The sequence below is a fragment of the Rhodocaloribacter sp. genome, from assembly GCF_056451265.1.
The window spans coordinates 112,154-131,855 of record NZ_JBWOPL010000071.1; the positions used below are offsets into that span (position 1 = coordinate 112,154).

At 64.5% G+C, this 19,702-nt stretch carries 14 protein-coding genes; 6 read left to right on the forward strand and 8 right to left on the reverse strand.

What is annotated here, in order from left to right:
• Positions 1-127 precede the first annotated feature (127 nt).
• On the forward strand, positions 128-787 hold the full coding sequence (locus AC1HIY_RS13190; protein WP_479577212.1) for an energy transducer TonB: 660 nt from the start codon (positions 128-130) through the stop codon (positions 785-787).
• A gap of 67 nt (positions 788-854) precedes the next feature.
• Here AC1HIY_RS13190 and AC1HIY_RS13195 read toward each other — a convergent pair whose 3' ends face one another.
• Positions 855-1,340 carry a YkvA family protein gene (locus tag AC1HIY_RS13195; RefSeq protein WP_479577213.1) on the reverse strand — a complete coding sequence of 162 codons (486 nt, stop codon included), beginning with the start codon at positions 1,338-1,340 and terminating at the stop codon, positions 855-857.
• A gap of 199 nt (positions 1,341-1,539) precedes the next feature.
• On the opposite strand from AC1HIY_RS13195, the gene AC1HIY_RS13200 reads away from it, so the two are divergent.
• Positions 1,540-4,473, forward strand: coding sequence for a WD40/YVTN/BNR-like repeat-containing protein (locus tag AC1HIY_RS13200; protein ID WP_479577214.1), 2,934 nt, complete (start codon positions 1,540-1,542; stop codon positions 4,471-4,473).
• 44 nt (positions 4,474-4,517) lie between these two features.
• Positions 4,518-5,240 (forward strand): DUF6503 family protein, encoded by a 723-nt coding sequence (locus AC1HIY_RS13205; RefSeq protein WP_479577215.1) that lies wholly within the window; start codon positions 4,518-4,520, stop codon positions 5,238-5,240.
• Positions 5,241-5,246: 6 nt separating this feature from the next.
• On the opposite strand, the gene AC1HIY_RS13210 is transcribed toward AC1HIY_RS13205, so the two are convergent.
• The 4 genes from AC1HIY_RS13210 to AC1HIY_RS13225 all read right to left on the reverse strand — a co-directional run bounded on the left by AC1HIY_RS13210 (position 5,247) and on the right by AC1HIY_RS13225 (position 9,770).
• Positions 5,247-5,858, reverse strand: a complete 612-nt coding sequence (locus AC1HIY_RS13210; RefSeq protein WP_479577216.1) for a YceI family protein — start codon at positions 5,856-5,858, stop codon at positions 5,247-5,249.
• 86 nt (positions 5,859-5,944) lie between these two features.
• The gene (locus AC1HIY_RS13215) at positions 5,945-6,718 is read right to left on the reverse strand and encodes a hypothetical protein (RefSeq protein ID WP_479577217.1); all 774 of its coding nucleotides are present in this window, start codon (positions 6,716-6,718) and stop codon (positions 5,945-5,947) included.
• 203 nt (positions 6,719-6,921) lie between these two features.
• Positions 6,922-8,934, reverse strand: coding sequence for an FG-GAP-like repeat-containing protein (locus tag AC1HIY_RS13220; protein WP_479577218.1), 2,013 nt, complete (start codon positions 8,932-8,934; stop codon positions 6,922-6,924).
• Positions 8,935-9,194: 260 nt separating this feature from the next.
• Complete coding sequence (locus AC1HIY_RS13225) at positions 9,195-9,770, reverse strand: DinB family protein (protein ID WP_479577219.1); 576 nt, start codon at positions 9,768-9,770, stop codon at positions 9,195-9,197.
• A 218-nt stretch (positions 9,771-9,988) separates the two neighbouring features.
• On the opposite strand from AC1HIY_RS13225, the gene AC1HIY_RS13230 reads away from it, so the two are divergent.
• Positions 9,989-11,680, forward strand: a complete 1,692-nt coding sequence (locus tag AC1HIY_RS13230) for a S8 family peptidase (RefSeq protein ID WP_479577220.1) — start codon at positions 9,989-9,991, stop codon at positions 11,678-11,680.
• Positions 11,681-11,696: 16 nt separating this feature from the next.
• On the opposite strand, the gene AC1HIY_RS13235 is transcribed toward AC1HIY_RS13230, so the two are convergent.
• Positions 11,697-12,989 carry a peptidoglycan DD-metalloendopeptidase family protein gene (locus AC1HIY_RS13235; protein WP_479577221.1) on the reverse strand — a complete coding sequence of 431 codons (1,293 nt, stop codon included), beginning with the start codon at positions 12,987-12,989 and terminating at the stop codon, positions 11,697-11,699.
• Positions 12,990-13,235: 246 nt separating this feature from the next.
• Between AC1HIY_RS13235 and AC1HIY_RS13240 the strand changes: the two genes are divergently transcribed.
• On the forward strand, positions 13,236-14,201 hold the full coding sequence (locus AC1HIY_RS13240) for a 2-hydroxyacid dehydrogenase (protein ID WP_479577222.1): 966 nt from the start codon (positions 13,236-13,238) through the stop codon (positions 14,199-14,201).
• A gap of 213 nt (positions 14,202-14,414) precedes the next feature.
• Here AC1HIY_RS13240 and AC1HIY_RS13245 read toward each other — a convergent pair whose 3' ends face one another.
• Positions 14,415-15,860, reverse strand: a complete 1,446-nt coding sequence (locus AC1HIY_RS13245) for a DUF5723 family protein (RefSeq protein ID WP_479577223.1) — start codon at positions 15,858-15,860, stop codon at positions 14,415-14,417.
• 35 nt (positions 15,861-15,895) lie between these two features.
• Positions 15,896-18,682 carry a hypothetical protein gene (locus tag AC1HIY_RS13250; protein WP_479577224.1) on the reverse strand — a complete coding sequence of 929 codons (2,787 nt, stop codon included), beginning with the start codon at positions 18,680-18,682 and terminating at the stop codon, positions 15,896-15,898.
• A gap of 674 nt (positions 18,683-19,356) precedes the next feature.
• Between AC1HIY_RS13250 and AC1HIY_RS13255 the strand changes: the two genes are divergently transcribed.
• On the forward strand, positions 19,357-19,702 hold a 346-nt coding region (locus AC1HIY_RS13255; RefSeq protein WP_479577225.1), incomplete at its 3' end, for a CBS domain-containing protein.

A 19,702-nucleotide genomic window follows, 5' to 3' on the forward strand; every position in this document is an offset into this window, starting at 1 on the left:
CATTCTCCGCTTTCCGTCGTCATGTAACGTAGTGTTCCCCAGTTTATATGTTGTCATGATCGGCCGCCTCGAACATCGTCCCCTTTCTCTTCCAGAGCGGTTTGAGCGCCGTCGCGAAAGCTACCGCATGCGGATCCTGGCGTCGATGGTGGCAAGCCTGCTCGTCGTGCTTACGGCGGTTCGTCTTCCGATGTCTCAGTCACCGGTCAAGGTGGGATGGGAGTTCCCCCGGGACGAGCGAACGATTCAACTCGAAGACCTGCAGGAAGAACGTAAACCGGAGCCGGCCTCCGGTGTGCCGATCACGTTCTTTGCCGACCCCGAACCGGTGGAGCGAACCGAAGGTGTGGATCGGAACGTCGTGGAGGAGGCTTCGCCGGAAGAGCAAGCCCCGCCGTTGCCGGACGTCCCGATGGAGCGTATGGTGCTCGCGTTCGCCGAGAAGATGCCGACCATACAGGGCGGGCTCGGCGCATATTACATCAACATCGAGTACCCGCAGGCCGCCATCGCCGCGGGCATTCAGGGAAGGCTGATCCTCGACTTCATCGTCGAACCCGATGGACGCCCCACCTCCGTCAAGGTGCTCAAGTCGCTTCATCCGCTGTGCGACTCGGCGGCGGTGCGGGCGCTTCGAAAAACGCGCTTCATGCCGGGCCGTCAGAACGGCGAGGCGGTGCCCGTTCGGATGCGCCTCCCCGTCAGTTTCCGCCTCATCGACCTTTCCGGCAGCGACTCCACCGCCACCGCCACCGACACCTCCCACGCGCTCGATGGGTCGTTCTAAGGCGCGAGCGCCTGCGATCCGGACGTGTCGTCGGGGGGGCGCGCCTTCGGTCCATGTTTCCGAACCATCAGACGGGCTCGCCGGCGGGGAAGGGCGACGCGAGGGCTTCGCGGGAGGGGACCCCGGCAGCAGGCAACGGACGGCTTGCCGCCTCCCATGCGAGGAACGCTTCGAGGTCGGCGCGGACGGCGCGCACGACGGCGGAGACGACGGCCACGTCGTCGATGAAGCCAAGGCCGAAGAGGGCGTCCGGAAGGACGTCGGCGGGGTTGACGAAGTAGATGAGCGCGGCGACGGCGTAGAGGATGGAGGGCCACGGAAGGGCCCGGTATTCGTTCCGCACCCACGCGCGTGCGAGGCGGAGCAACGTGCGGAGGTCTTCCTTGACGCGGGTGAGCGCGCCGGGATTGTTCGCGAGCTTCGTATAGCCCGTGTGGATCAGCCGGGTCATGCGCGTGCGACGCTGAAGGGCTCGCCCCGCGCTACGGAGCGCCCGGTTCAGCCCCTTGCGCTCCCGCGCCGTCAGTTCCGTTTTCGAGAAGAAGGATTTCATGGCAGGGGTTTCGTGAATGTGAGGAATCGTACGGACCTCGCGCCGAAGCGTTTCCGGGACCGATGCGCGGAAGGGCAGCAGAGGCATGGACGGCGCGTGAGGCGGGTTCCCCGGACGAGCAATCCTGCGCCCCATGTCTTAACTTCCGGACGCCCCTTCGGGATACGGTCCTTTTCCCCACCATTCCAAAGAAACAGCCATGCCCGCCTTCGTTCGTGCCTCCGTTCTTTGTGTTCTTCTCACCCTCGCCGCCGTGCCCGGCCTCTTCGCGCAGGTTGCCGCCGAGGAGCCGACGATGGAGACGCTCGTCCCCGCCACGCCCGCCGAAGCCCGGCTCGCGAGCGTGGCCCGCCGAGAGGCGCTCCGCGAAGCGTCCCTCGTGCAAAACGTCGCCTTCCGGAACGTCGGGCCGACGATCATGAGCGGGCGGGTGGTCGACATCGACGCATGGCCCGAGGATCCGACCCACTTTTACGTCGCCTATGCCTCGGGCGGGCTGTGGAAGACGACGAACGACGGGCAGTCCTTCATCCCGCTCTTCGACGATCAGGCCGTGATGACCCTCGGCGACATCGCCGTCGACTGGAACCACGGCGAGGTGATCTGGGCCGGCACCGGAGAGAACAACTCGAGCCGCTCCTCCTACGCCGGAGCGGGCATCTATAAATCCACCGACGGCGGCGCGACGTGGACGCACATGGGCCTTTCGGAAACGCATCGCACGGGCCGCATCGTGCTTCACCCGGACGACCCGAACACGGTGTGGGTGGCTGCCGCCGGGCATCTCTATTCGCCCAACCCCGAGCGCGGGGTGTACAAAACGACCGACGGCGGCGCGACGTGGCGGCAGACGCTCTTCGTCGACGACAACACCGGGGCCATCGACCTCGTGATCGACCCGAGCGACCCGAACACGCTGTACGCCGCGATGTGGCATCGCGAGCGCCGCGCGTGGAACTTCGTCGAAGGCGGCGAAGGTTCGGGCATCTATAAATCCACCGACGGGGGCGAGACGTGGGCGCGCCTGACCACCGAAGGCAGCGGCTTCCCGACCGGGCCGCTCGTCGGGCGCATCGGCCTTGCGGTCTATCCGGGCGATCCGAACATCGTCTTTGCCGTGCTCGACAACTACAACCGGCGTCCGCCCGAGGCGGGAGAGGAGCAGCCCGCGCTCACCCGGGAAATGCTCCGCACGATGACGCGCGAGGCGTTCATGGACGTCTCCGACGAAGACCTCGAAGCCTTCCTCCGGGACAACGGCTTCCCCGAGAAATACACGGCGGCAAAAGTGCGGGAGATGATCCGGAAAGGCGAGATCATGCCCGTGTCCCTCGTCGATTACCTCGAAGACGCCAACGCGCAACTCTTCGACACGCCGGTCATCGGGACCGAAGTCTATCGCTCCGATGACGGCGGCGCGACGTGGCGGCGCACGCACGACGACTACATCGACGGGGTGTACTATTCGTACGGCTACTATTTCGGGCAAATCCGCGTCGCGCCCGACACCCCCGACCGGCTGTACATCATGGGCGTGCCGATCCTCAAGTCGGAAGACGGGGGGCAGACGTGGGCGAGCATCAATCGGGAGAACGTCCACGCCGACCATCACGCGCTGTGGGTGGACGCCCGCCGAGCCGGGCGCCTCATCAACGGGAACGACGGCGGCGTCAACATTTCGTACGATGACGGCGAGACGTGGACGAAGGCCAATGCGCCGGCGGTGGGGCAGTTCTACGGCATCGCCGTCGATGATGCGAAGCCGTACAACGTCTACGGCGGGCTTCAGGACAACGGCGTGTGGGTCGGACCGAGCACCTACGAGTATAGCCTCCGTTGGCAGGCCACGGGAGACTATCCGTACGACTTCCTCCTCGGAGGCGACGGCATGCAGGTGGAGGTCGACACCCGCGACAACGCGACCGTGTACACCGGCTTTCAGTTCGGCAACTATTTTCGGGTGAACCGGCATACGGGCGAACGCGCACGCATCCGCCCGACCCATGAACTCGGCGAGCACCCGCCCCGCTTCAACTGGCAGACGCCGATCCATCTCTCCCGCCACAACCAGGACATCCTGTACATGGGCGCAAACCGGCTCTACCGCTCGATGAACCGGGGCGACGACTTCACGCCCATCTCGCCCGACCTCACCGGCGGCGGGCGCCCCGGCGACGTGCCCTTCGGCACGCTCGCCACCATCGACGAATCCCCTCTCACGTTCGGGCTGATCTATACCGGGAGCGACGACGGGCTCATCTACGTCACCCGCGACGGCGGCGCGGCATGGACGCGCGTCTCGGACGATCTCCCGCAACACCTGTGGGTGAGCCGTGTGGAGGCCTCGCATCATGCCGAGGGACGCGTATACGCCGCCCTCAACGGCTATCGGTGGGACAACTTCGAGGCGTACGTCTATCGCTCCGACGACTACGGACAGACGTGGACGCGCATCGGGACCGACCTCCCGCTCGAACCCGTCAACGTCGTCACGGAGGATCCGGCGAACGAGGACGTGCTCTATGTGGGCACGGATCACGGCGTGTACGTCTCGCTCGACGGCGGCGCGTCGTTCATGATGATGGACAGGAATCTGCCGTACGCGCCCGTCCACGACCTCGTCGTGCAGGCGCGGGAGAAGGACCTCGTCGTCGGCACGCACGGCCGCTCGATCTACGTCGCGAACGTCGAGCACGTGGAGGCGCTCACGCCGGAGATGCGCGAGAAGCCGGTCCACCTCTTCCCGATCGAGGAGGTCACGCGCCGCGAGAACTGGGGCGAGCGCTTCGCCGAATGGGCCGAGTACAACGAACCGGAGATCGAACTGCCGTACTTTGCAGGGGCCGCCGGCTCGGCCATGATCCGCGTCTCCACCGATGACGGGATGCTCCTTAGGGCTTTCACCGACGACGCCGAGCGCGGCTTGAACTATCCCACGTACGACCTTTCCGTCGCCCCCGAACGCGCCGAGGCGTACAATGAAAAGCAGACCGGCGAGGACGCGAAAAAGATGGAAGCTGCCGCCAACGGGAAGATTTACCTGCTCCCGGGCACGTACACCCTCGAGGTGACGATCCACGGTGCGACGGCCACCGGCACGCTCACGATCAAAGAGCCTCGCCGTCGTCGCTGATCCCCGCTCCCCGTTCCTTGCTCCCTCTCGATCCCCGTATCCCCATGATCCCTCGTCCCTTCCTCCCGATGCTCGGCCTCCTCTTTGCCGCGACGGCGCTTGCGCAGCCTTCCGCCGAGGAGGTCGTTCGGAGAAGCATCGCGTATCACGACCCCGCCGGGGTGTGGATGACGCGCACGCACCACCTCACGCTCATCGAGACCCGTCCCGGCGGCAAGGACCGGAAAACTTCGCTCGTGCTCGACTATCCGACGGGCGGCTTCTCGTACCGCTCCGAGCGCGAGGGGCGCGTCGTAGAGGCGGCGTGGGACGGCGAGCACTGTTCGGCCACGCTCGACGGCTCCGCCGACATCCCCGACGACCTCCGCGAACGCTACCGGCTCTCATGCGAGGGCGTGCAGTGGTGGCACGCGTATTACGGCTACATGCACAGCCTCCCGATGAACCTCGCCGACCCCGGCGTCCGCCTCGATCCCGAAGTGAAGACCACGACGTTCGCCGGGCGCGAGGCCTACGTCGTCCGCGTCACGTACGAAGAGCCCGGCTCCGACACGTGGTACTTCTACTTCGATCCGGTCACGTACGCCATCGTCGGAAGCCGCTTTTACCACGACGAAAGCGCGAACGACGGCGAGTACATCATCTTCGAGGGCGAGGCGACCCACGGGGGCATCCGCCTGCCGAAGACCATGAAATGGCACGTCAACGCCGACGACCGCTTCCTCGGTGCGGACATCATCGAAGCCTATACCCACGACGGTTCGTGAGCCCGTTCACCGGTTCGTGCGCGTGGCCGTCGTCGTTTTTTCGGCTTCGGCCGAGAGGTCGAACTTGAGGCCGATCCAGTCTTTCACCTTGACCATGAGGAGCGAAGGCCGCTCCATGTCGAAGTCGGTGATCTTCACGTCGAACGCGCCTCTGGCACGGAGCCGATCCCCGTCTCGCATCACCTTCGCCACCGTCTCGATGGGCTTCGTGACGCCGTGAAACGTGAGATTCCCTCTGATGCGCCAGAACGCATCCGCCTGCCCGTCGGCGACCGAGTCGATGGGCGTCACTTCGGTGGCGTCGAAGCTCACTTTCGGAAAGAGATAAAACTCTACGACTTCGGCCATGTGCGAGTCCCGGTTCCGGTTGCCGCTGTCAAAGGAGAGCACCGGGATCTCGACGTGGATCGCCGTCACGGCGCCGTCCGGTCCGATTTCGACCGTTCCGGTGGCGCTATGGCTGACGCCGTCCCACTTGTGGGCGGGGTGATCCATCGAATACGTGACGGTGCTTTCTTTCGGGACGATGTGATACACCGTTTGCGCCAGGGCTGTGAGCGGCGCCGCGAGGAGGAGCGTGAAGAGCACGCCGGCGAACGAGGAAAGGCGAGTGTTCATGAGGAATCGAGGGTTGTCGTCGGGAAAAGCAGGGTTCCGTCCCTGCGGACGGTGCGGGCATTCGGTGCGCCGGGGACGCGGGGGGGTCATTTGAAGAAAGTCACCACGATCATTCCCGCGCTGAAGGCGGCGAAGGTGGCATAGCCGAGCGCCTGATGGGTCCGTAGCCGGGACCGCGAGCCGCCGCCCTCGTCGTCCGGCGCGAACATCGGCGTGAGGATCATGCCGGCAAGGTGCAGGGCGGCAAAAATCTTGTGGAAGGTGATGGTGTCGAGCCCGCCGCCGCCCCGGATGAGTTTGGGGGGCGAGGCGAAGGCCAGCGCCGCCGTGGCCGTATACAGCCCGATGGTGAGCGAGACGGACGTCGTGTGGACGTTGCCGTTGCCGCCGTTGAAGGCCGCCTGCCCTGCGATGACCGTCGTGGCCATCGAGGCGACGGTGACGAGGCCGAGGGTCTGATGGAGCGAGAGCATCTTCCGCCGGATCTTGACGATGCGCCGGAGGTCGTTGACGGGAGTTTCCCGGTCCGTTTTAAAGATTCCCGTTGCGCGGAACAGGCCGTGCCGTCCCCAGAGTCCTTTTTCGAGGAAGGACATGTGGAGCGTGTCGAGCGGGGAGCCGTCCCGTATACCCGGGCGCCATTCGGGCGTTGCGGAGAGCGTCGGAGCGGGGGCGAGGCGGACCGGGACGAGCGAGGAGGGTTGCACCGTCAGACCCGGATGGATCATTTCCATGCGAAGCTCGACCCGGGTGAGGCGAACTTCGGGCGGAGGAGCGGCGGTCGAGTCGGGAGGTGCGGCGTGGGAGCGGTGGGGGAACGGGAGGAAAAGAATCGCGAGGACACCCGCAAGTCTCCACATGGCCGGCCTCATCAGTTTTGTGGGAAGGATCATCGAGCGACAGGCGGTCGCAAGGATGCGTATGAAGTGGCAACGGGCATCGGCAGAGAAGGGTTCTCACCCTTTGATGAGAGAATGATGAGAAAAAAACGGTCTCCGGCGTGAGGGCCGAAGACCGTGGGTACGAAGCGAAAAAGGATGTCGGGGTTGGTCCCGTCAGAGGTTCATTTCAGGAGCATCATGCGCCGAGTGGCCTTGAAGCCGGCGGTTTCGAGCACGTAGAGATAGAGGCCGGCGCTCAGCTCGGAGGCGTCGAAGGAGACGCGGTGCCGGCCGGCCTCGCGGAAGCCGTCGGCGAGGGTCGCCACCTCTTGCCCGAGGAGGTTGAAGACGCGGAGCGAGACACGGCCCGGCTCGGGAAGCGCGAAGCTGATCGCGGTCGAGGGATTGAACGGGTTGGGGTAGTTCTGGTCGAGCGCAAACGCATCGGGGAGGGCCTTTCCGGTGATGTCGGCATCGAGGCGAGCCGCTGCGGCTTCGGCCTTCGCGCCGGGTGCGCCGAGGTCGGAAGCCCATCCCCGCGCCGCGACGGGCGCGGTCCCCGCCGCCTTCGAGAAGGGGAAGCTGTCGCTGTCGTCCGCCGTGGGGAACGTGCCCACGTTGCCGGTGAACGTGTAGTCGCCGGCCGGCGCGCCGCCGGGGATCGTCTGCGTCAGGGTACGGGTGATGTTTCCGCCGGCGGGAATCGTCTTCGAGACCTGCGCGAGCGTCCGGTTGATGCCGCCCGGCCCGTCGAGCACGAGCCACAGGTCCACGTTCTGAGCGGCAGCCGAATTGTTCACGACGTTCAGATCATACGTGAAGCTCCCGCCGCCCGGAGGGATGACGATGTCGGTGCTCTCCGGGGTGAGCGTGAGGACGACGTCCGGCGCGCCGGACGTCTGCATGAAGACGAAGTAGCTCTGACATCCGCCGAGGAAAAGGTCGAGCTTGCCGTCGTTGTCGATGTCGAGGACGCCGACGTCGAATGTGGAGACGTTCCACGCGTTGTCCTGGCTGCCCCAGGGGTCGGCGAGCGAGCCGGAGTGGAGCGCCGCGTTTTCGAGCATCGTGAAGCGGCGCGAGGTGCCGCCGGTGGTGCACGTGGGGATGTCCACGTCCACGTCGGCGATGGCCAGGTCGAGGTCGCCGTCGTTGTCGAGGTCGGCGAGCTTCACGTTTCCGCCGAAGCTGGTCGTCCGGGGCGAGTCGGTGAGGGTGTTTTTCTGAAACAGCACCTGAGTGTCGGGGATCACGCTCACGGCGAGGTCCACGTAGTCTTGTCCGTCATCGACGACGTAGACGTCCATCAGGGCGTCGTCGTTCAGGTCGCCGGTGGTGAACATGTACGGGGACGTGCCGGGGATCTTCTCCCAGTTGGTGAAATGTCCGTCGCCGTCGTTGAAGAGGAGGAAGTTGCCGATGGCGTTCCAGGGGGGCACGCTGTTGAGCGTGGAGGTTTTGATGATGTCCCGGTCGCCGTCGTTGTCCATGTCGTGAATCTCGACGGAAGTTCCGAAGCCGGAATTGCGGAGGTCGCCGAGCCGGGCGAGTGTCTCGTCGGTGAAGAACCCCGCGCCGTCGTTCATCAGAAGCACGTCGAAGGAGGTGCCGAACTCTTTGTAGTTGGAGAAATAGAGGTCGAGCGAGCCGTCCCCGTCGAGGTCGCCGGCCCACACGGCGCAGAACTGGAGCGGCGCGACGGTGATGAGCGGGAGGCGGGTGTCGGATTCGTCGGCAAGGCCGAGCCAGTCGCCGTTGCCGTCGTTGCCGAGGTTGCGATACAACCGGGGTTGCCCGGCAAAGGTGTTCGCGATGATGAGGTCGTCCCACCCGTCGCCGTCAAAATCGCCCACGAACACGTCGCGGGCGTCGGTGGGCGTGGTGAGGAAGCCGGGTGCGTACTCGGCGGTGCGGTCGACGAGCGTGCCGTTCTCGTTGAGTAGAAGCACGTCCGTGCGCGCGCCGGGCGTGGAGAACGGCTCCTTCCGCACGACGACCACGTCGTCCCATCCGTCCTGGTTGAAGTCCGTCACGCCAATGTCTTTTTCCTGGTCGTCGTTGAGCGTGACGGTGCTCAGGCTCAGGCGCGCGGCGGTATCATCCTGAAAATCGATCCACTGGCTCATACTGTCGGCGGGCACGACGGCCCAGATCAGGAGCAGGGCGAGGAGGCAAAGGTTCCTTGGCGTAGGCATGGCGTCAGAGGGGGCAAGTGGCGGCAACGAAGCAACGACGCGGAGAGCGGTCTGCCCAGAGAAAAGTGCATCTATGGCCGACGCGGCGCGCGCCCCTTATGCGAACCGAAAAGAATGGCGGCGGCATACGGAAAGGGACCTCAAAATGCCGGATCCCCATACAAAAGTCAACCCCGTCCCCGGCGATCTCCCCCTCGGATCAGAGGAAAAGAGGAGCCGGAGACGGGGCGTCTTCGGGTGAGCGATCGGGTGAAAGGGGGCTAGAAGCCTACGTACTGCGGCGGGACGATGCCGTTGAGACGGAGATAGATCGCCGTCTGCCCGCGATGGTGCGTCACGTGGTCGCGCATGGTGAGGACGACCTGCTCCTTCGTGAAGTTCTGCTCGAAGAGGCTGATCGGCTCCTCGATTTCAGCCGTGGGCATGGCCCGGATGCACGCGGCGCAATAGTCGAACACCGCTCCGAGGGCGCTCGTGATCTCGGCCTTCGTCGTCGCGCCCTTGAGGTCGATATCGGGTTGCGGCAGACCGCTGACGCGGTTGCCGAAAAAGGCGTTCGCCCCGGCGATGTGGAGGATCTGTTCGGCAAACGTGCGGACCTCGGGCGTCGGCCTGAAATCGTACGTGTCTGCGGGCATGGCCTCGGCATAGGCGAGCGTGAACGCCCCCGCGCGTTTCCAGGTCGGAAGGAAGTCATGGGCGAAATCGCGGAGCGCCCGGGTGCGGGCGGGGGAGGGACGGGCAAGCGCCGAGGGGACGCCGCCGACGGTCAGCGCCGCCGCACCGAGCGAAAGAGACTGGAGAAATCGGCGGCGTGCGGTGGTTCGGTTGGTCATGGCGAACGGGGGCTGAATGGGAAAAGGGTCCGGGGTAAATGAATGTACACGGAGATGAAGCGAAGCAGGTTGCGTTTGCGCGTCGCGCTCGCGTGCGCCGTTCGCGCCGAGCGGGACCCATTCCCGGTCTCTCCCGTTTCACCGGCTTTCCTCAAACCTTTCTTTTCGACCCGGCGCGTGAGGCCCTGTACGCGCTACCGACACCATCCGACGAGATCATGATGAAGCTCAGACTCCTGCCCGCCGTCCTTTTTCTGTTCACGCTCGCCGCTTGCACCTCGACGCGGCCGCAGACGGCGGAACCGGAACCGCCGGCGACCGAGGCTCCGGCGACGAGGGCCGAGACGAGGGCCGATGAAACGCCCGCGCCCGGAGCCCCTGCCCCGAAGGCGCGTCCGGACGACTGGTTTCAGTATACGGAGGACGACGGCGGCTTCCCGGGCGTCGGTGTGGCCGAGGCGTACGAGACGCTGCTCAACGGTCGGAAGCCCGCGCAGACCGTCGTCGTCGCCGTGATCGACTCGGGCGTGGACATCGAGCACGAAGACCTTCAGGGCAAGGTGTGGGTCAACGAGGACGAGACGCCCGGCAACGGCAAGGACGACGACGGCAACGGGTACGTCGACGACGTGCACGGGTGGAACTTCATCGGCGGTCCGGACGGGCGGAACGTGCGGTACGATACCTATGAACTGACCCGCGAGTACGTGCGGCTGAAACCCCGCTTCGAGGGCAAAACCCTCGCCGACATTCCCAAAGAAGAGGAGCACCTCTACCGGTACTTCCTCGACCTCAAAGCCGAGTACGACGAAAAGGTCGCGTCTACAAATGAGCAGTTGACGAATATCGGCGGGTTTCTTCCGGCGGCGGAACGGGCGACGAAAATCCTCCAGGAGCACTTCGGCAAGGAGGAAATCACGGCGGACGACCTGCAGAAGATCGAGTCGGGGCAGACGCAACTCGGCGGGGCCAAGCAGGTGCTTCAGTTCCTCTTTGCCAATGAGATCACGCTCAAGGACCTTCGGGATTACGTCGAGCATCTGGAGACGGACCTCCAGTATCGCCTCGACCCTGATTTCGACCCGCGTCCCATCGTCGGAGATGACTATGCGAACGTCGAGGAACGGATTTATGGGAACGCGGACGTCATCGGTCCCGACCCCGAGCACGGGACGCATGTGGCGGGCATCATCGGCGCGGAGCGGGACAACGGTCTCGGCGCGAAGGGCGTCGCCGAACCGGTCCGCATCATGGTGATCCGCACCATCCCCGACGGCGATGAGCGCGACAAGGACGTCGCCAATGCCATCCGGTATGCGGTGGACAACGGCGCGGAGGTCATCAACATGAGCTTCGGGAAGAGCTATTCGCCGCAAAAGGAGGCGGTCGATGCGGCGGTCCGGTATGCGCAGGAGCATGACGTGCTGATCGTGCACGCCGCCGGCAACGACGCGAAGAACGTCGACGAGGAGGACAACTTCCCCACCCGCGTATTCGCCGACGGCGGTCGGGCCGAGAACTGGATCGAGGTGGGGGCCACTTCGTGGAAGACCGGCGAGAAACTCGTTGCCGACTTCAGCAATTACGGGGCCGCCACGGTCGATCTCTTCGCGCCGGGCGTGGCCATCTTCTCGACGCTCCCCGGCAACGAATACGGCGAGCGGCAGGGGACGAGCATGGCGGCTCCGGTGGTCTCCGGCGTGGCGGCGCTCGTGCGGGCCTATTACCCCGACCTTTCGGCTCCTCAGGTTGCCGAGCTGCTCATGCGGACGACCACCCCGCACGCGGGCGAGCAGGTCGCCGTGCCCGGCACGGACGGCGTCGTCGCGGACTTCGCCACGCTCTCCGCCACGGGCGGCATCGTCAATGCGTACGCGGCGCTCAAAGCCGCCGGGGCGATGGAGAAATGACCCGCGATCCGCGCGCTCACGGCATCATCTCAACGGCGGGATTCGAGAGGCGGGCGGCGTATTGGGGCGGCGTCGGGGCCAGGCGGGGGAGCAGAGCGTCGCGCACGGCGAAAAAGGCTTCGCGGTTGGCCTCCAACACCGGCCCGGACGAGGGGAAGTCTTCTCGGAGATGATTGACCTGACTGCCGTTTTTCCAGAACCGATAGCACACGTGCGGTCCGGTGGCGAGTCCGGTGCTGCCGACGTATCCGATCACGTCGCCCTGCCGGACCTGCGCGCCGGGACGGATGCCCTTCGCGATCTTCGACATGTGGAGGTAGCCCGTCGTGTACGTGCCGTTGTGCCGAATCTTGACGTAATTGCCGTTGTATTTTTTGTGCCGCGCCTCCACGACCACCCCGTCGCCGGTGGCGCGGATGGGCGTCCCTCGCGGTGCGGCATAGTCGGTGCCCAGGTGGGCTTTGTATCGCTTCTGAACCGGATGGAACCGGCTCCGTGAGTACCGCGAACTGATGCGGGCAAACTTCACCGGCGACATCAAAAAGGCTTTTCTCAGGCTGTTTCCTTCCTCGTCGAAAAAGTCCGGCTTCCCGTCCTGTACGAAGCGGAAGGCGAGATAGTCGCGCCCGGCGTGGCGAAAGCGGGCGGCGCGGACGGCTCCGATGCCGAAGGGCTGCTCGTCGACCAGCTTTTCTTCGAAGATGACCTTGAAGGCGTCGCCTTTCTGGATGCGGTAAAAGTCGATCTGCCAGGCGAACACTTCCGAAAGCTCGACGGCGAGCGCGGGGTCGACGTTTTGATCGGTGAGGGCATTATAGAGCGAACTCGTGATGACGCCTTCGACCTCACGCTCCACCACGCGCACGGGACGCTCTCGCTCATAAACCCTGAGCGAGTCCCGGAGGTCGAAGACGACGTAGCGAACCGGGTCCTGTTCGTAGACGAGATACCGGACCGACTGAAGCGAGTCGTCGGTGACGTAGAGACGGATCGACTTGCCCGCGCGGAGACGGCGCACGTCGAAGACGGGGCGGGCGATCTCGGCGGCGCGGACGATGATGGGGTAGGCGACGCGGTGCGGGGCGAGCAGGTCGGTGAACGTCTCGTTGCGCCGGATGCGATGGTCCACGGTGCGGAAACGTCCCGCTTCGATGCCGTACTCGTCGAGGAGGGGACCGGGTTCGGGCGCGGAAAGGGGGTCTTCGACCGGGTCGGCGGGCTTTTCCCGGGGGAGAAAGACGAGGACGAGAAGCGCGACCAACGCGCAGGCGCCGAAGAACGACGTTCGAGATGAGAGACGGAGCGACATGCCTCGGAAGGATGGATGAACGGGACGCCGGAGGGGGGCGCAACGGGCGAAAGATAGGGAAAAGTCCGGGCCCGGAAAAAAGGAATTGGCGGAAAGCCCGCGAAGAACCGTGCGCCGGGTCGTTTCTGCGTGTGCGAGGGAAAGGGGTTCCGTCGTGTGGTTGTGCGCGGGTGGGAAATAAATGTATTTTGGCGGCCACACAAAAAGGCAAGGATCGCGCCGTCTCTCATCCACCCGCACCACGCCATGGCCCGCATCGTCATTACCCGCCCGCTCCCGGAAGTCGGCATCGCGCCTCTCCGCGCGGCGCACGAGCTCGTCATCGACAACATCGGGCCGGATACGGGCGGCGACGAGGACCGCATGATCGAGGCCGCTCGCGACGCCGACGCCCTCATCTCGCTCCTCGACAACCCCGTCACCGCGCGGGTGCTCGATGCCTGCCCGAGACTCAAGGTCGTCGCGCAATGCGCCGTCGGATACGACAACATCGACCTCGACGCGGCGCGCGCCCGGGGCATCGTCGTGACGAACACGCCGGGGGTGCTCACCGAAGCCACCGCCGACTTCACGTTTGCGCTCCTGCTCGCCGTCGCCCGTCACGTGATCCCCGCGGACCGGTACGTGCGCGAAGGGCGTTTCCGGCGATGGGAAACGATGCTTTTGCACGGGATGGAGCTATCGGGAAAGACGCTCGGCATCGTCGGTCTCGGGCGCATCGGGCAGGCGGTGGCGCGGCGCGCGCTCGGGTTCGGGATGAAGGTCCGCTATCACAACCGCCGACGCGCCAACCCGACCGTAGAGAGGTTGTGCGGGGCCGAGTACGTGACGATGGACGCCCTCCTCGCCGAAAGCGACGTCGTCTCGATCCACTGCCCGCTCAACGCCGAGAGCCGCCATCTCTTCGACGCGGATGCTTTCGCGAAGATGAAGCGGACGGCGTTGCTCGTGAACACGGCGCGCGGCCCCATTGTCGATGAGGAAGCGCTCGTCGGGGCGCTTCGCTCGGGGAGGATCGCCGGGGCGGGTCTCGACGTGTACGAGCGCGAGCCGGAGGTGCATCCGGGGCTCCTCGCGCTCGACCGCGTGGTGCTCGCGCCGCACCTGGCCAGCGCCACCGTCAAGGCTCGCACCGCCATGGCTCGAATGTGCGCCGAGGCCGTCCTTGCCGTGCTCGAAGGAAGCGAGAAAATCCCCAATCGGGTGGCGTGAAGGTGCGCTTTCTCGGTGCGTCCGGGCTTCGCTCGGGTCATGTCATCGGGCTCGCGTGCGCTCATCATTCCGTCAAAAAAAAAGGCTCCCCTCGGGAGGAAGTGTGCCGGAAATCGTGAGGAGGCCTTTGTTCAATCGACCCCCCGATCCTCACGTTTCCCGAGACGCTTTCCCCTCCACGAGGGAAGCCGTGTCACGGTCGTATGCGGTGCGTCAGAGGTGGATGTTCACGAGCGAGAGCGCCACGGAATACCGCCCGCCCGCGCCCATCGTGTCGGACTTCGGCGAAGCGGAGACGGCGATGCCGAACTCATAGACGCCGGTGCGAAGGCCGATGCCGCCGCCTAGGGTGAGCGCGCCGTTGCCGCCGAAGCGGAATCCCGCCCGAAGCGGGACCGGACCGAGGCGGTATTCGCCGCCCGCATGGAAAGAGGCCTTTTGGGTGAGGTTGCCGGGCGCGTCGTTGAGTGCCTTCGAGAGGCCCATGTTCATCGACAGGCGTCCGAAGTACCATGCGGAGCCGAAGTGCAGCGCCGTCGGGAGGCTCGTCGAGAAGCCGCCGGGCGCGCGGTTTACGTCGTCATAGGCATCGCGAGCGAGGCTGTCGAGGACGTTCTCGGCATAGCTTCCCACGTCGCCGTCGAACTCATCGTTGATGCGACCCGTATCCAGTTCGAGCCCCTCGAAGCGGAACGAACGGTTCGTCGGCGTCACCACCTGCGCGTCGGTGTCCCACGAGACCGAGCCGAGGTCGGTCAGGCTGGCGGAGACGAGCACGTTCTGCGAGGCCAGATAGGTGAGCCCGAGGTCAACGCCGAACCCTTTGCCGGCCACCGAACCGAAGGGGTTGGAGAAGGACACGTCGCTGAAGGGATCGCTCTGAAAGAGGTCGAAGGTGTTGAAAAAGTCGCGGCTGATGGCGCCGGCGGTGCGGATCGTATAGTCAAAGTCGTGCGTGACGGCGTCTTCGGAGACGGAAGCCGTGGAGGTGAACACGCCCCGGCTGTAGCTCGTGCCGAAGACGACCTTCGGAGCCACGCCGACGAGGAGGCGTCCCATGCGGTGATTGACGGCCACCGAGACCTCCGTCGTCGCCATCGAAGCGAAGGAGCCGTCGATGGGGATGTTCCGGTTCTCATCGAGGCCGCGCAGGACGAGGTCGAGCCATCCCCGGTTGACGCCCACCCGGTTGAAGGAGCGGGCGCGCACGGCCACGCCCATCGCCCAAGAGTCCTTCCGAACCGTAAGCGCAATGGGGACAAATGTGGCATACAGCCCCGCCGTCCGCTGCTCGTTGGCCTCCGTGGACCCGAACCAGCCGTCGAGCACCTCGGAGACGTCGGCGTCGCTCAGGCTCCGTCCGCCGGTGAAGAAGTCGTTGTAATAGTTGAACTGAAAGAGGTCGCCGCCGCTGAAGGCAGACGTATTGCCCAGGGTGAGCACCACGCGCGCGCCCCGGTCACTCAGAAGGAGGTTGGCCGGGTTAAAGGTGATGGCGTCATTGTCGCGGACGAAGGCGGGCCCGCCGCCGCCCGTGCCGAGCATCGAGGCGCCGCGCGTCTCTACCTGGGCCTGGACTTCGGCGGATACGGTGAAACAGAAAAACGCAAGGGCGAAGTATTTGGAGAGGCGGGAATAGTTCATCGTATGGTGCATCATGAGGGGAGGGACGCGGTTGGGGCGATCGGACGGGATCAGTTTCCGCCGACGTTCACTTCGAAACGGAAGTCGCCCTGGAGGCTGAGCTTCACCGTGTCGTCGGTGCGGAGGCGCGCCGAGGGTCCGGAGGGGTCGGTCTCGAAGCCGAGCACGAGCCGGATCTGTTGTCCCCGGCTGAGCCGGCGAAGCTCATCTTCACTGACGGGGATCTCGACCATGCCCGGGCGCATCTCGGCAGCCGTGCCGTTGGCGTCGGTTTTCGCCGGTTCGAGGCGGAGGGCCGGGTTGCCCTCGGTGGGGAAGGCGACCGTCACCTCGCCGAGGGCATCGAGCACTTCGAGCCGGGCATCGAGGCCGAGGGGGATGCCGTTCTCGTAGGCGAGCCGGAGCGTGGCGCCCTCGACGAGCACGTCCTTCGTCGGGTCGGTCAGATCGGAGAGGTCCGAGAGGTTGGCGTCGACCACATCGCCGAAGGTGAAGTCGCCGCCGATGTTGACCGGGATGCTCGCTCCGATGGAAGCGCTGAGTTCGAACGGTTCGACGAGCACGTCGTGACCCCCGCCGGCCTGCACGAGCGCCCTGCCCACGTAGCGCACCTCCTGCGGCAGTTCGCTGATGAACGCGTCCACGTTCGAGTTCGAGGCATCGAGCACCACCGTCCGCGTCACCGTCTGGCCGGGCACGGGCGCTCCTTCGAGGGACAGGCGGATCATGTCTTCCGGACGCACCGGCGCCCCGCCGGCCGTGAACCCGGCGGCCATCGTGTCGGCGGCGGAGACGGCGTTGGCGCCCTTTCCGCTGAGATAGACCGTCTGCCCGTCCGACGTCGTGCCGACGAGCACTGCGTAGAGGTCGAGGTCGGTGGTGATGTTGGTCTGGATATTGAACGTGAACTCGGAGCCTGAAAAACTGAGGCCGTCGATATCCTGGTCGGCGAGGTCGTCAAGGTTGTCGAGGCTGGTCAGAGCGGCCTCGGCGTCGTCGAGCACGTCGAGTTGTCCGTCGCCGTTGGCGTCGTCGGTTACGTCGGTGGAGAAAGGCTCGATGAAGGCGGAGACGGTTCCGATCTCGGCGTCGCGCACCTGGATGGAAGCGCTGATCTCATCCGACGCATCGATGGTGCGCGTTGAGGCGGCGGCTTCGCTCGTGGCGTTAATGTGATACGTGAGCTGGTTGTCGAGCGGATAGACACGGACGTCGCTCAGATCCACGGAAATGTCTCTGGGCCCTTCATTCCGGTCGATCTTCCGATATTTGAAAGCCTGGGGATTGTCGAAGGAGCCCTGAAAAGAGATCACGAGCGTGTCGCCGACGCCATAAGGGGGCAGCCGAAAATCGGGAAGGCTGATGTCCACGCGCTCGAGACTGAGGTCGAATCCGTTGAGCAGGTCGGAGATTTCGAGCGCGCCGCTCTTCAGCGTCACGTAGTCCGCCTCGGAGGTGAACCGGACGTCGTCCACGTCGAGGTCGAATATTCCGTCGGTGTTGAACGTCTCGGCGTCGGGGGTGAAGCTCAGCCGATCGATTTCGACGAAGCCGTCGAAGCTGAAGGCAAGGCCCTGGTCGGCTTTGAGCGTGACCGTCTGGTCGGCGCCCTCGCTCGAAGCTCGCGCCGAGATCGACACGCGCGTTCCGATGCCGACGTTGCTCAGGTCCACCGGGAAGTCGGTCGAAGCGCCGGGGGGGATCTCCGGTCCGCTGGTGGAAAGGATCGTCGATCCGGCGGGAAAGCGGTCTACGGGGTCCACGTTCGTGATGTCGAGCGCCTCGATCCGGACCATGATCGGCAGCGTGTTCGTCACGGTGATGGTGGCTTCTCCCTCGCGCGTGACCATGCCGCTGAAGTTGACGTCCTCGGCGCTGACCGAGAGCTCGTTCTTCGAGAAGTCGATGTCGGATTGCGCGGGCACGTTGGTCACGACCGTCTCGCCGTACCGAAGGGGTTCCAGGTTCGTTTTCACCCGAACCGCGCCGGGGTTGGACAGCAACGGCGTAGCGTCGCCGTCGGCGCCGACGTCGAGGCGATAGGTGAGATCTTCGGTGGATAACTGCTGTCCGGCAACGCTGACGCGGGTCGTGGCGCGCGCGCCGGGCGCCACGAAGCCGAAGGCGCCGCTCCCGATCTCGACGCCATTCTGAAGCAGCGTGACGCTTGCCGGGTCTGCCGGGTTCGTCGCCGAGGTGAGCGTTTCGGCGGCGAGGTCGTTGATGAGTTCGATTGTGAAAGCGTTCACGCCCTCGGTCTCGTCGGTGAAGCGCACGGCGGCGAGGCTGAGGTCGTTGAGCGTGACGAGGTTGACCTTGGGCGGGACGAGGAAGTTCGGGATGGTGAGGTTCGTCTCGCCGCTGACGGGGTCGGGCAGGACGGGCAACTCGGCGAAAAGCTCGGGCGGCAGCGGGGCATCGTTCGGATCGAGCGTGAACACGTCGAGTTGCGTTTCAAACGATGCGCTGAAGCTCTGCCGGCCCAACTCGCCGATGGACACCGCCACCGCCACCGGCGTCATGTCGAAGCCGGGGATCACGTCGTCGAGGGCGCCGATCTCGAAGTCGTCGAGGTCCTGAATGATGAAGATGGTCTGGTCGGCGTCATTGACCGTGAAGAGCGCGTCGAAGGTCGCGTCGGTCGTGTCGATGAGCGCCTCATACCCGGTCTCACTCGGGCCCATCAGGACGAACGTCTTGTCGAAGATGAGCGGCGCCCGAACGCTGGTTGAGAACGAAAAATCGGGGCCGGTGGTCGGGACGTCGCAGGCGCTCAGGAGCACGAAGAGACCCGAGATCCAGACGGAAAGGGTGCGGTGGGGAAACGAACCCAGCATTAGAGATACCTCTTATGGAACGAATGCTACTTAAGGTCGCGTGAGCGGGCAGGATGGTTTGCCGCGCTCGTCCGTCGTAATAGATCCCGATGGAGCCTTCAGGGACGGTGAAAACAGGGCGTGCGCTTAGATTGCATGTGTGAGAGGGGGATGAGGCTCATATCGTCCATGAGCACGAGGAGTTAAGCTTTCACTCATACGAGCCGGTTTTATCACCGACGTGCGTAAAAAGAAGGATCAAGCGAAAGTCTCGATGTCAGAAGGTATGTCGGGATAAAAAATCTTTAAGAAAAAAACACCGACATGTTCTACGGAAATGATAGTGCATTCGCTGAAATAATTCCTGATTGGGCCAGAGATTGCCTTATTAGGAATTCAGATGCACTGCCAATGACTCATACAAATATGTAATCCCGGGTGCAATGTCAAGTGCGGGTTATAGCTTGAAGGACATAATGCAAAAATATTCTATATCTGGGTTATGCGAGACTGCAGAAATCGTCCGTGTCGGTTCAATATAGGGCTTTGCCACAGGGGCCGAAGGTGATCGTGTGCAATCTGTGGTGTGCCATGGTTATCTTGTTTGGAGAAGCCGCCTCTCGGTTTGTCTTGTCGAGAGATGCTTCTTTCCGTGTGTGCGCCTTTCTCATCTTTATCTCACAGGGGTCAACGACATGACTCTCGGCGATATCATGACCCGGCATCTGATGATGGTCCGCATGGACGATCCGCTCCGGGTCGTTCAATTTAAGCTGGATAAGGGGGGGATCCACCATTTGCTCGTCATGGATGGTTCGACGCTGGTCGGGATCATCTCGGATCGCGACCTTCTCCGCGCCGTGAGCCCCTACGTGGACACGCTCTCCGAACGGGAGCGGGACCGCCGAACCCTCGAAAAACGCGCACATCGAATCATGAGCCGACACCTGATTACGGCGCACCGGGACATGCTCATCGATGAGGCCGCATTGCTGATGCTGGAAAAAGACATCTCCTGCCTGCCCATTCTCGATGAGGAGG

Excerpts from the sequence above, each read along its gene's own strand:
- AC1HIY_RS13190 (WP_479577212.1), top strand. The coding sequence starts at position 128 with ATGCGGATCCTGGCGTCGATGGTGGCAAGCCTGCTCGTCGTGCTTACG.
- AC1HIY_RS13195 (WP_479577213.1), bottom strand. The coding sequence starts at position 1,340 with ATGAAATCCTTCTTCTCGAAAACGGAACTGACGGCGCGGGAGCGCAAG.
- AC1HIY_RS13200 (WP_479577214.1), top strand. The coding sequence starts at position 1,540 with ATGCCCGCCTTCGTTCGTGCCTCCGTTCTTTGTGTTCTTCTCACCCTC.
- AC1HIY_RS13205 (WP_479577215.1), top strand. The coding sequence starts at position 4,518 with ATGATCCCTCGTCCCTTCCTCCCGATGCTCGGCCTCCTCTTTGCCGCG.
- AC1HIY_RS13210 (WP_479577216.1), bottom strand. The coding sequence starts at position 5,858 with ATGAACACTCGCCTTTCCTCGTTCGCCGGCGTGCTCTTCACGCTCCTC.
- AC1HIY_RS13215 (WP_479577217.1), bottom strand. The coding sequence starts at position 6,718 with ATGTGGAGACTTGCGGGTGTCCTCGCGATTCTTTTCCTCCCGTTCCCC.
- AC1HIY_RS13220 (WP_479577218.1), bottom strand. The coding sequence starts at position 8,934 with ATGCCTACGCCAAGGAACCTTTGCCTCCTCGCCCTGCTCCTGATCTGG.
- AC1HIY_RS13225 (WP_479577219.1), bottom strand. The coding sequence starts at position 9,770 with ATGACCAACCGAACCACCGCACGCCGCCGATTTCTCCAGTCTCTTTCG.
- AC1HIY_RS13230 (WP_479577220.1), top strand. The coding sequence starts at position 9,989 with ATGATGAAGCTCAGACTCCTGCCCGCCGTCCTTTTTCTGTTCACGCTC.
- AC1HIY_RS13235 (WP_479577221.1), bottom strand. The coding sequence starts at position 12,989 with ATGTCGCTCCGTCTCTCATCTCGAACGTCGTTCTTCGGCGCCTGCGCG.
- AC1HIY_RS13240 (WP_479577222.1), top strand. The coding sequence starts at position 13,236 with ATGGCCCGCATCGTCATTACCCGCCCGCTCCCGGAAGTCGGCATCGCG.
- AC1HIY_RS13245 (WP_479577223.1), bottom strand. The coding sequence starts at position 15,860 with ATGATGCACCATACGATGAACTATTCCCGCCTCTCCAAATACTTCGCC.
- AC1HIY_RS13250 (WP_479577224.1), bottom strand. The coding sequence starts at position 18,682 with ATGCTGGGTTCGTTTCCCCACCGCACCCTTTCCGTCTGGATCTCGGGT.